The organism is Mycobacterium palustre, from assembly GCF_002101785.1.
In the GTDB taxonomy this organism is placed as follows: domain Bacteria; phylum Actinomycetota; class Actinomycetes; order Mycobacteriales; family Mycobacteriaceae; genus Mycobacterium; species Mycobacterium palustre.
Map to the genome: position 1 here is coordinate 54,916 of NZ_LQPJ01000095.1, position 10,399 is coordinate 65,314.

The 10,399-nt window shown below is 68.5% G+C and carries 10 protein-coding genes and 1 pseudogene; 2 read left to right on the forward strand and 9 right to left on the reverse strand.

Translation table 11 applies throughout. The features are described from left to right. Window positions 1-8: 8 nt before the first annotated feature. Genes AWC19_RS11095 through AWC19_RS11105 form a run of 3 tightly spaced genes read right to left on the reverse strand, consistent with a single transcriptional unit; the run spans window position 9 to window position 3,088 of the window. Window positions 9-869 carry a glycine betaine ABC transporter substrate-binding protein gene (locus AWC19_RS11095; RefSeq protein WP_085078133.1) on the reverse strand — a complete coding sequence of 287 codons (861 nt, stop codon included), beginning with the start codon at window positions 867-869 and terminating at the stop codon, window positions 9-11. After that, window positions 866-2,071 carry an NAD(P)-dependent malic enzyme gene (locus tag AWC19_RS11100; RefSeq protein ID WP_085078135.1) on the reverse strand — a complete coding sequence of 402 codons (1,206 nt, stop codon included), beginning with the start codon at window positions 2,069-2,071 and terminating at the stop codon, window positions 866-868. The genes AWC19_RS11095 and AWC19_RS11100 overlap by 4 nt, the downstream gene beginning before the upstream one ends. A 27-nt stretch (window positions 2,072-2,098) precedes the next feature. Beyond that, on the reverse strand, window positions 2,099-3,088 hold the full coding sequence (locus AWC19_RS11105; protein ID WP_085078138.1) for a malate dehydrogenase: 990 nt from the start codon (window positions 3,086-3,088) through the stop codon (window positions 2,099-2,101). A gap of 164 nt (window positions 3,089-3,252) precedes the next feature. On the opposite strand from AWC19_RS11105, the gene corA reads away from it, so the two are divergent. Beyond that, the gene (corA, locus tag AWC19_RS11110) at window positions 3,253-4,353 is read left to right on the forward strand and encodes a magnesium/cobalt transporter CorA (protein ID WP_085078158.1); all 1,101 of its coding nucleotides are present in this window, start codon (window positions 3,253-3,255) and stop codon (window positions 4,351-4,353) included. 307 nt (window positions 4,354-4,660) lie between these two features. On the opposite strand, the gene AWC19_RS11115 is transcribed toward corA, so the two are convergent. From AWC19_RS11115 to AWC19_RS11140, 6 genes are all read right to left on the reverse strand, one after another. Beyond that, complete coding sequence (locus AWC19_RS11115) at window positions 4,661-5,251, reverse strand: suppressor of fused domain protein (protein ID WP_085078140.1); 591 nt, start codon at window positions 5,249-5,251, stop codon at window positions 4,661-4,663. After that, window positions 5,248-6,423: an ABC transporter ATP-binding protein gene (locus AWC19_RS11120; protein WP_085078142.1), complete on the reverse strand. Its 1,176-nt coding sequence runs from the start codon at window positions 6,421-6,423 to the stop codon at window positions 5,248-5,250. The genes AWC19_RS11115 and AWC19_RS11120 overlap by 4 nt, the downstream gene beginning before the upstream one ends. Before the next feature lie 4 nt (window positions 6,424-6,427). After that, window positions 6,428-7,267 carry a carbohydrate ABC transporter permease gene (locus AWC19_RS11125; protein WP_085078144.1) on the reverse strand — a complete coding sequence of 280 codons (840 nt, stop codon included), beginning with the start codon at window positions 7,265-7,267 and terminating at the stop codon, window positions 6,428-6,430. Then, window positions 7,257-8,159, reverse strand: coding sequence for a carbohydrate ABC transporter permease (locus tag AWC19_RS11130; RefSeq protein WP_085078145.1), 903 nt, complete (start codon window positions 8,157-8,159; stop codon window positions 7,257-7,259). The genes AWC19_RS11125 and AWC19_RS11130 overlap by 11 nt, the downstream gene beginning before the upstream one ends. Continuing rightward, window positions 8,156-9,508: an extracellular solute-binding protein gene (locus AWC19_RS11135; RefSeq protein ID WP_085078160.1), complete on the reverse strand. Its 1,353-nt coding sequence runs from the start codon at window positions 9,506-9,508 to the stop codon at window positions 8,156-8,158. The genes AWC19_RS11130 and AWC19_RS11135 overlap by 4 nt, the downstream gene beginning before the upstream one ends. Window positions 9,509-9,579: 71 nt before the next feature. After that, window positions 9,580-10,107, reverse strand: a complete 528-nt coding sequence (locus AWC19_RS11140) for a YflT domain-containing protein (protein WP_085078147.1) — start codon at window positions 10,105-10,107, stop codon at window positions 9,580-9,582. Window positions 10,108-10,214: 107 nt separating this feature from the next. Between AWC19_RS11140 and AWC19_RS11145 the strand changes: the two are divergent. Then, window positions 10,215-10,399: pseudogene (locus AWC19_RS11145) on the forward strand (DUF4190 domain-containing protein); the annotation flags it as partial.

Below are 10,399 nucleotides of genomic sequence, written 5' to 3' on the forward strand. Positions count from 1 at the left end.
GCAGCCCGTCAGCGCCCCAGCGGGTGTTCGGCCAGCCAGCCGCCCGCGACCGCCTGCGGGTCGGCGCCGCCGGCCACCTGGCGGCGCATGTCGGCCAGGGCCTCGGTGTCCAGCACGCCGGCCACCTCGTTGATCGCCAGCAGCTGCCGATCGCTCAACGCGTTGCGCCGATACAGCGGCACCACGTTCTCGGCCCGGATCAGCGCGGGCTTGCCGTCGGCCAGTGACACCAGGTCGGCCGGGATGCCGGGGTCGGCGGTGGTGGTCCACGCCGCGGTCAGCTTCCCGGACCGAAGCGCCGCGAAAAGCGCTGCGTCGTCGGGGAATTCGCGTGGGATGGGCAGCCGGCACGATCCGACGACCGACGGCGCCTGGAAGCCGGCAACGGCCCCGACCGCCAGCCCGTCGCAATGTTTGGGTAGCGCGCTCAGCTCGAGGCTGAGATCCCGGCCGCCCCACGCCTTGGCGGTGGCCTGCGTCACCAGCAGCACCGGCTTGTCCTCGGCCGCCGTGGTGTAATCGCCCGCGAGCACGCCCTCGGGCAGCGCCGCGATCATCGCGCGGTAGACCTGCGCGTCGGACAGCACCGACGCGCTTGGCTGCAGGGCCTGCAACGTGCGCCCGGTGAACGCCGGGACGACGGTGAACGCGCCCGAATCGAGCTTCGCCATCGGGTCCGCGGCGGTGTCGGGGCGCGCGGCGAACCCGTAGGACCGCAGCGCCGCCACGTACACCGCGGCCAGCAGCGTCGACTCCGGGCCGGGCTTGGATCCGACCACCAACTCGGGGCGGTGATCGGCGGTGTGGCCACCGCAGCCCGCCGCCACCACCGCGGCGAGCAGCAGCGCGGCCAGCCTGGCGAGCCTCACCCCGTGGTGTCGGACGCTTCGACCGTCAGGGCCACCGCCTTGGAGACCGCCTCCCCGACGCGCAAGTCCAGCGGGCTGGGCACGATCCGGTCGACGGCGAGGTCGTCGCTGACGACGGAGAAGATCGCCTCGGCCGCGGCCACCATCATCTTCTCGGTGATCCGGCGGGCCCCGGCGTCCAGCGCGCCGCGAAAGACGCCGGGGAACGCGAGCACGTTGTTGATCTGATTCGGGAAGTCGCTGCGGCCGGTGGCCACCACCGCCGCGTGCCGCGCCGCGACGTCGGGATGGATCTCCGGGTCGGGGTTGGACAGCGCGAAGACGATCCCGTCGGGCGCCATCGTCGCGATCAGCTCCTCGGGCACCACGCCCCCCGACACGCCGAGGAAGACGTCGGCACCTTTTAGCGCCTCGACCATTCCGCCGGTGAGGCCGTCGGGGTTGGTGCGCCGCGCGAGGGCGACTTTGACGGCGTTCATGTCGTCGCGCCCGGTGTGCAGGATGCCGCGGGAGTCGACCACGGTGATATTCGAAACACCCATCGCCAGAAGAAGATTCGTGCACGCGACACCGGCCGCGCCGGCGCCGGACACCGCCACCCGCAGGGAGGACATGTCACGGCCGAGCAACTTGGTCGCGCCCATCAGGGCGGCCAGCACGACGATCGCCGTGCCGTGCTGGTCGTCGTGCATCACGGGGCAGTCCAGCGCCTCGATGACCCGGCGCTCGATCTCGAAGCAGCGCGGGGCGGAGATGTCCTCGAGGTTGACCGCGCCGAACGTCGGCCGCAGCCGCACCAGGGTCTCGACGATCTCGTCGGGATCCTTGGTGTCCAGCACGATAGGGATCGCGTTGAGCCCCCCGTAGGACCGGAACAGCGCGCACTTGCCCTCCATCACCGGCAGCGACGCCGCCGGCCCGATGTCGCCCAGGCCGAGCACCGCGCTGCCGTCGCTGACGACGGCCACCAGCCGGTTCGACCAGGTGTAGCGGGCGGCCAGGGTGCGGTCGGCGGCGATCGCCCGGCTGACCTGCGCCACGCCCGGGGTGTAGGCGATCGACAGCGCGCGCTGGGTGTCCAGCGGGTCCTTCAGCGCGACCGAAAGCTTGCCGCCTACGTGCGCGTCGAAGATCTCGTCGTCGACGATGGCCATCTGGGGATGCACGGTCTCAGGCACCGCCTCAGGGTACGGGCTACCCATTAGTAGGGCTAATGTCCGGGGCGCGAGCTAGATCAGGCCCAGCTCGGTGACCGCGCTGCGTTCGTCGGCCAGCTCGGCGGTGGACGCGTCGATCTTGCCGCGGGAGAACTCGTCGATCTCCAGTCCCTGCACGATCGACCAGTCGCCGTCCTTGGTGGTCACCGGGAACGAGGAGATCAGGCCCTCCGGGACGCCGTAGGAGCCATCCGAGATGACCGCCATCGAAACCCAGTCGCCGCTCGGGCTGCCCAGCAGCCAGTCGCGGGCGGCGTCGATGGTCGCCGACGCCGCCGATGCGGCCGACGAGGCGCCGCGCGCGTCGATGATGGCCGCGCCGCGCTTGGCGACGGTCGGGATGAAGTCGTTCTCGATCCAGGACTGGTCGCCGACGACCTCGGCCGCGTTCTTGCCGCGGACCTCGGCGTGGAAGACGTCGGGGTACTGGGTGGCCGAGTGGTTGCCCCAAATCGTCATCTTCTTGATCTCGGTGACCGCGGCGCCGGTCTTCTTGGCCAGCTGCGAGATCGCGCGGTTGTGATCGAGGCGGGTCAGCGCGGAGAACCGCTCCCGGGGGATGTCGGGCGCGTTGCTCATCGCGATCAGCGCGTTGGTGTTGGCAGGGTTGCCGGTCACGCCGATGCGGACGTCGTCGGCGGCGACCTCGTTGAGCGCCTTGCCCTGCGCGGTGAAGATCGCGCCGTTGGCCTCCAGCAGGTCGCCGCGCTCCATGCCCTTGGTGCGCGGCCGGGCGCCGACGAGCAGCGCCAGGTTCACGCCGTCGAAGATCTTGTTGGCGTCCGCGCCGGTCTCGACGCCGGCCAGCAGCGGGAACGCGCAGTCGTCGAGTTCCATCACGACACCCTCGAGCGCCTTGAGCGCGGGCTCGATCTCCAGCAGCCGCAGCTCGATCGGGCGGTCGGGCCCCAGCAGCGCGCCGCTGGCCAGGCGGAACAACAGGCTGTAGCCGATCTGGCCGGCGGCGCCGGTGACGGCGACCTTGACAGGACTTGCGCTCACGTCGGTGTGCTCCTTATGGAGTAGGTCCGGATTCGTTCGACGTCGAAACTAGCGCACCCCCGCCGGCCCGAAACCTCCGGTCGCGGCTGGCCCGCACTTTTAAGGCCGTGTTTCGCCAGGACGCGTAGCATTGAGCACCGCTCTCGCTGCGATCGGAGGTGAAAATGTTCCCCGGGCCTGACGCGCTACCCGAGGTGCTGCGGCCGCTCGTGCACGAGCCGGCCGTCCGCCCCGCACCCGAGCCGACCGAAGAGGCGCCGACCCTAGTCGACTGCGCCGTCTATGCCGACGGCCAGCGGCTGCCCGGCAAGTTCACCTACGCCGCCGCCGTGCAGAAGGTCCGCCAGATCGAAACGCTCGGGCGCGACGCGTTCGTCTGGGTCGGCCTGCGCGAGCCCGACCAGGGCCAGATGCAGGACGTCGCCGACGTTTTCGGGTTGCACGCGCTGGCCGTCGAAGACGCGGTGTGCGCGCACCAGCGGCCCAAGCTCGAGCGCTACGACGACACGGTGTTCCTGGTCCTCAAGACCGTCAGCTATGTCCCCCACGAGTCGGTGGTGGCGGCCCGCCAGATCGTGGAGACCGGCGAGATCATGATCTTCGTCGGCAAGGATTTCGTCGTCACGGTCCGCCACGGCGAACACGGCGGGTTGTCCGAGGTGCGTAGGCGCATGGAGGCCGACCCGGAGCAGGTGCGGCTGGGGCCGTACGCGGTGATGCACGCCATCGCCGACAACGTGGTGGATCACTACCTCGAGGTGAGCAGCCTGATCGAGGCGGACATCGACAGCATCGAGGAAGTGGCGTTCGCGCCCGGCCGCAAGCTCGACGTCGAGCCGATCTACTTGCTCAAGCGCGAGGTCGTCGAATTGCGCCGGTGCGTGGCCCCGCTGTCGGTGGCTTTCCATCGCATGCAGGTGGAAAACAAGGACCTGATCTCCAAGGAGGTGCGGCGCTACCTGCGCGACATCGCCGATCACCAGTCGCAGGCCGCCGACCAGATCACCAGCTACGACGAAATGCTCAACTCGCTGGTGCAGGCGGCGTTGGCCCGCGTCGGCATGCAGCAGAACAACGACATGCGCAAGATGGCGGCCTGGGCCGGCATCTTGGCGGTGCCCACGATGGTCGCTGCCATCTACGGCATGAACTTTCATTTCATGCCCGAGCTGAACTGGACGTGGGGCTATCCCGGCGTGTTGGCCGGGATGGCCGTCGTCTGCCTGGTGCTGTACTTCCAATTCCGCCGCAACGAATGGCTGTAGGGCGTTTCAGTGTGGGTTCACGGACTTCAGTGTGAGCTCACGGCTTTCAGTGTGAGCTCACGGCTTTCGGTGTGAGCTCACGGCTTTCAATGTGAGCTCACGGATTTCAGTGTGAGCTCACGGCTTTCGGTGTGCATCCATGGCGGGACCTAACGGCGTTTCGCCGCCATAGGTACACACGAAAAGCCCTGAGTTCACATTCAGCGCCCTCACTTCACACTCAGCGCCCCCAGTCCACACTCAGCGCCCCCAGTTCACACTCAGCGCCCCCAGTTCACACTCAGCGCCCCCAGTTCACACTCAGCGCTCACCCCGGTTGGGCCGCAGGCCTTTTGGGGTCCAGCACGTCGACGCCGTCGTTGACCCACGCCTGCCGCATGGCCTCGGCACCCTTGAGCCGCACCCAGGCGGCCTCGGTCGCGGTGATCGGCGTCGCCGACAGGAACTGCACCGGCTCGAGGGGCGGGTCGAGCGGCAGGTCGTCAATGTCGCTGTGGCCCAACAACGCCGCGGTAAACGGCGCGCGCGCCGACGGCCACGCCCACAGCGGCGAGCTGAGGTCGATCAGCGCGTCGGGGACCAGCACCACGCCCTCGACGGCCGGGGTCGCCGCGAGCACCGCCACGCTGCGGGCGATGCCGGTAACCGGACCCGGATCGCGAAGGCTGAGCACAACCTCGGCGCGCGGCCCGCTCAGCGGGTCGGCAACCATCTCCGTGGGATCGGTCATCGGATGCCGCGAGCAGCCCAGCGAGACGTAGTGCACCACACCGCCCTCTCGGAATCGCAGCACCTCGATCGGCTCGGTGCCCAGAAACGTCACGCTCGCCGAGTCGGGCTCGACGCCGGTGAAGTGTCCGCACAGGTGCGCGCGCAGCAGGTCCAGGATCGCCGTCACTGCGCGGCGGTCGGGATCGTCAGGTTGGCCCCGGTGTCGGCGTCGAAAACCGCGACCTTCGCCGTGTCCAGGGCCAGCTCGATCGGCTGCCCGACCGCCGCCTTCGACTCCGCGGGAACCCTTGCCACGAACTGGTTTTCGTGCACCTCACCCTGCGCCTCCAGCTCGTCCAGCTGGGCCGCGTGCACGGCCGGACCCGCGGTGGCGAAGTACAGGTACTTGTCGGCGCCCAGCGATTCGACCAGGTCGACCTTCACCTCGAAGGTCAGCGCCCGGATGCGCTGATACCCGTCGATCAACGCGGCGTCGGCCAGGTGCTCGGGGCGCACCCCGACGATGACGTTCCGCGGCGTGGGGTGCTGGTCGATCACCTGCCGCACGTCCGGCGCCAGCATCACCTCACCGAACGACAGGGTCACCCCGGCCGGCGTCAAGGTGGCGGGGAAGAAATTCATCGCCGGCGAACCGATGAACCCCGCCACGAACAGATTCGCCGGGCGTTCGTAGAGCTCCTCGGGGGTCCCTACCTGTTGCGCCACACCGGCGTGCATCACCACCACGCGATCGCCCAGGGTCATCGCCTCGGTCTGGTCGTGGGTCACGTAAACGGTTGTGGTGCCCAATCTGCGCTGCAGCCGGGCGATCTCGCCGCGCATCTGCACCCGCAGCTTGGCATCGAGGTTCGACAGCGGCTCGTCCATCAAAAACGCCTTGGGATGGCGCACGATCGCGCGCCCCATCGCCACCCGCTGCCGTTGCCCTCCGGACAACTGCGACGGCTTGCGGTCCAGGAGCTCGGTCAGGTCTAGGATTTTCGCGGTCTCCTCGACCTTCTGTGCGATGTCGGCCTTCTTCATCTTGGCCAGCGTCAGCGGGAACGCGATGTTCTGGCGCACCGTCATGTGGGGGTAGAGCGCGTAGGACTGGAACACCATCGCGATGTCGCGGTCTTTGGGCGCCTTCTCGTTCATCCGCTCGCCGCCGATGCGCAGCTCGCCCGACGAGATGTCCTCGAGGCCGGCAATCATGTTCAACGTGGTGGTCTTGCCGCACCCGGAAGGCCCCACCAGGATCAGGAATTCGCCGTCGGCGATGGTGAGGCTCAGGTCCCGCACCGCCGTCGCACCGTCGGCGTAACTCTTGTGCACGTGTTCCAACACGATCTCGGCCATCGCGCTACCCCTTCACCGCGCCAGAGGTCAACCCGGCGACAATACGTCGTTGAAAGATCAGAACAAAAACGATGATCGGGACGGTGATCACGACGGCACCGGCCGCGATCGACCCGGTCGGCTCCTCGAACTGCGAACTGCCACTGAAGTTCGCGATCGCCACCGGCGCGGTGATGGCCGCCTTGGTCGCGGTCAGCGACAGCGCCAGCAACAGGTCGTTCCAGGCGAAGATGAACACCAAGATCGCCGCGGTCACCAGCCCCGGCGCGGCCAGCGGGACGATCACCTTGCGAAACGCCTGCCCGGGCGTGGCGCCGTCCATCTTCGCCGCCTTCTCCAGATCCCACGGGATCTCCCGGAAAAACGCCGACAACGTGTAAATGGCAAGGGGCAGCGCAAAAGTGATGTAGGGCAAAATCAGGCCCGGCCAGGTGTCGAACAGGCCGAGCCGGCGTTCGATGTTGAACAGCGGCGTCACCAACGAGATCGCCGGGAACATCGTGATCAGCAGCGCCGCCCCGACAAGCAGTCGCTTGCCCGGAAAGCTCAGCCGCGCGATCGCATACGCCGCCATCGCGCCGAATAGCACCGCGATCGCAGTGGTGATCAAACCGATCCCGACGGAGTTGACCAGCGCCGAGCTGAAGAAGTCGCCGCGGAAGATGCCGCGGTAGTTGTCCAGCGTCACCGTCGACGGAATCAGCCTGCCGTCCTTGACCATTGACGACGGCTTGAGCGACAGGCTGAGGATCCACAGCACGGGCACCAGCGCATAGGCGACCACCAATGCGTCGATGACTGACCAGAAGACGGTCCGCCGCGCACCGCCCAATTCAGCGGCCATCGGCGTCCCCCCCGGGCGCCGCCGCGCCGAACACCTTGATGTAAACCAACGCGATGATGCCCACGCAGCAGAAGATCAAAACGCTGATCGCAGAACCCAACCCGACGTTGAACCCCTTGAACAGGTTGTTGTAACCCAGGATTGACACGGAGTCGGTGTTGTTGGCGCCGGCGGTCAGCACGTAGATGTTGTCGAAGATGCGGAACGCGTCCAGGGTACGGAAGAGCAGCGCCACCACCACCGCCGGCTTGATGATCGGCAGCGTGATCCTGGTCAGCCGTTTCCACCCGCCGGCCCCGTCGACCTGCGCGGCTTTGAGCAAATCCTCTGGCACCAGCGCCAATCCGGCCAATAGCAGCAGCGACATGAACGGGGTGGTCTTCCACACCTCGGCGACGACGACGATGCCCAGCGACGGGATCTGCTGCGTGAGCGGCGCGCTGCCCGCCGGCAGCAGGTTGGCCAGGTAGCCGGTCCCGGGCGTCCAGGCGTAGTACCAGCTGTAGGAGGCGACGACGGTGACGATGCCGTAGGGGATCAACACCGCGGTGCGCACCACGCCCTTGCCGACCAGACTGCGGTGCATCACCAGCGCCAGCGCCAGGCCCAGCACGAATTCGACCGACACCGACGCCGCCGTGATGCCCAGCGTCACCGCCAAAGCCGTCCACCAATAGCGGTCGGTCAGGACCGTCTGGTAGTTGCCCAACCCGATGAACGCGATGTCGTTCGGGGTGGCAAGGTTGTTGCGCTGCAAGCTGAGCCAGACCGCATAGCCGATCGGGTAGGCCGTGACCGAAAGCATCAGGATCGCCGCCGGGGCGACCAGCAGGAAGGCTAACCGGCGCTCGGACAACGGAATTCGGCCGCGGGCCGCTGCGGTGGAGGTCACGGCAGCAGGCCCTTCCCGTCGATGGCCTTCTGCGCCTGCGCGGCGAGCTCGTCGGCCGTGCGGTCCGGGTCGATCTTGGTGATCGGGCTCAGCGCGGCCGACAACCGCAGCGACAACGCCTGATAGGACGGCGTCGCCGGGCGCACCGCGGCATCGGTGAGCTGGCGGCGAATGACGGTGTACATCGGATACTTGGCCTGAAACTGCGGGTCTGAATACAGCGAGGTGCGCACCGCGGGCAGCCCGCCCTGGATCGAAACGTACTTTTGACTCTCGGGGCTGCGCAGGCAGCGCACCGCCTCGAACGCCTCGGTGCGGTGGCGGGTGGTGCTGGCCACGGCCAAATTCAAACCTCCGATCGTCACCTTGGCCGGCCGGTCGGGGACGACGCGCGGGTAGGGCGCGAACCCGAACACCTTGCGGCTGGCGTCGTAGGCGACGCGGAATTGCTCGTCGGTGGGCGCGAACGTCCCGGCGCGGTTGATGCTGCCGGCCAGGGCCGGATCCCGGTTTAACGCCAAAAACGGCACACCGCCCTTCACCGCATTCTCCAGCAGGGACGCCAGCACATAGGGCCAGTTCACTTCGAGCGCGGCCCGGCCCTGTTCGACGGCCAACCGCGCGGTGCCCTCGTCGGTGCGGGTAATGGACGGGTCTGCCCCGGGGGCGGTGGCGACCGACTTGAGGATGCGCAGCGCGGTGACGGTGGCGGCGCGGTGCGCGGGCGTGTCGGTCAGGGTGACGCGGCGGCCGTCGTCGGAGAGCACCTGCCCACCGGCGCTCACCAGCAGCGTGTTGAACCACACCACCAGGCCCTCGCCCTGGTTGGCCTGCACCGCGATCCACGCCGGCTGGCCGGCGGCGTGCAAGGCGGCGGCGTCGGTCACCATGCCGTCCCAGGTGCTCGGCGGCGGGCTCACCAAATCGGCCCGGTACCAAAGCAATTGGGTATTGGTCGTCACGGGAGCGCCGTAGAGCTGGTGTTTCCAGCGCGCCGTCGCGAGCGGGCCGGGCAGGGTGTCGAAGAGGGCGTCGCCTTCGGCTTGCCCGGCCGGGTCGTCGGACAGCGGCAGCGCCCAACCGGCCTCGGCGAACTCCGCCGTCCACACCACATCCAGCGCCATCACGTCCAGGCCGCGGTCGCGCGCGCTGAGCCGGCGGGCCAGCTGCACCCGCTGCTCGCCGGGCCCGCGCGGCAGGCTCACGTGGCGCACCGTGAACCCCAGCCGCTTGGTGCAGTCCTGCGCGACGGCGGTGAAGGTGGCGGCGTCGGTGGCCGGCGTGTACAGGCTGATCACCAGCCCGCTGTCCCCCGAACCGCACGCCGACACCGATGCGAGGGTAAGCATCGCCAGCACGACCACGCCGCAACGGCGTAGGCGCCCGCGACTCACCACCGATTCAGCCTCCCGTCCGGGCGTCAGATCGCCAGGCGCGCCAGCAGATCCCGTGCCTTTTCTGCGTTTTGCGGATCGCAGAGGACGTCGTAGCGTCCGGCCACCAATTGCAGGGTCGAGCTGAAATCCCTGGTGCCGCGCGCCATCGCGTAGGGAACGGCGGAGGTGATCAACCCGAAAAACACCCCGGCGACCAAACCGGTGAGCAGCGCGCCCCAAGGGTTGGGGCTGAAAAAGCCGAGCACCAGGCCGATGAACAGGCCAAGCCATGCCCCGCTGAGGACGCCCCCACCAAGCACTTTGGGCCAGGTCAACCGCCCGGTGACCCGTTCCACCTGCATGAGGTCCACGCCGACGATCGTCACCTGCTCGACCGGGAACTGCTGGTCGGACAGGTAGTCGACGGCACGCTGCGCCTCGGCATAGGTGGGGTAGGAGCCGACGGGCCAGCCCTTGGGCGGAGTCGGCAACGACGGCACCCCGCGGCGGCCGGCGGACCCGCCCTGGGGCGTGGGGCCGGGAACTTGTCCAGGCTGGAAAGGACTAGTCATCGGTGCTCATTCTCCTCCGCCTTGGCCGTACTCTTACCCGTGACGCGCAATTTTGCCGCACTACGCCGCGAATGGCGCCCTGGGTTCGCCGCACGTAGGTTGAACCCATGTCAGCTCCCGGCGGCGGCTTCGGCGAGGGTGCCCACGGCGACGAGGCCCACCCGCCGCGGCCCGGCGACACCGGTCCGCAGCAGCCGCAATGGACACCGCCGTGGGATTCGCCGGCTGCCGACTATCCTCCGCCGGCCTACGCCCCGCCCGGGTACCCGCCCGGCAACCCCGCCGACTACCT

Bases quoted from the DNA above. Each gene is read 5' to 3' on its own strand.
- AWC19_RS11140 (WP_085078147.1), bottom strand. From the start codon at position 10,107: ATGACTAGTCCTTTCCAGCCTGGACAAGTTCCCGGCCCCACGCCCCAG.
- AWC19_RS11120 (WP_085078142.1), bottom strand. From the start codon at position 6,423: ATGGCCGAGATCGTGTTGGAACACGTGCACAAGAGTTACGCCGACGGT.
- AWC19_RS11125 (WP_085078144.1), bottom strand. From the start codon at position 7,267: ATGGCCGCTGAATTGGGCGGTGCGCGGCGGACCGTCTTCTGGTCAGTC.
- AWC19_RS11135 (WP_085078160.1), bottom strand. From the start codon at position 9,508: ATGCTTACCCTCGCATCGGTGTCGGCGTGCGGTTCGGGGGACAGCGGG.
- AWC19_RS11100 (WP_085078135.1), bottom strand. From the start codon at position 2,071: ATGGGTAGCCCGTACCCTGAGGCGGTGCCTGAGACCGTGCATCCCCAG.
- corA (WP_085078158.1), top strand. From the start codon at position 3,253: ATGTTCCCCGGGCCTGACGCGCTACCCGAGGTGCTGCGGCCGCTCGTG.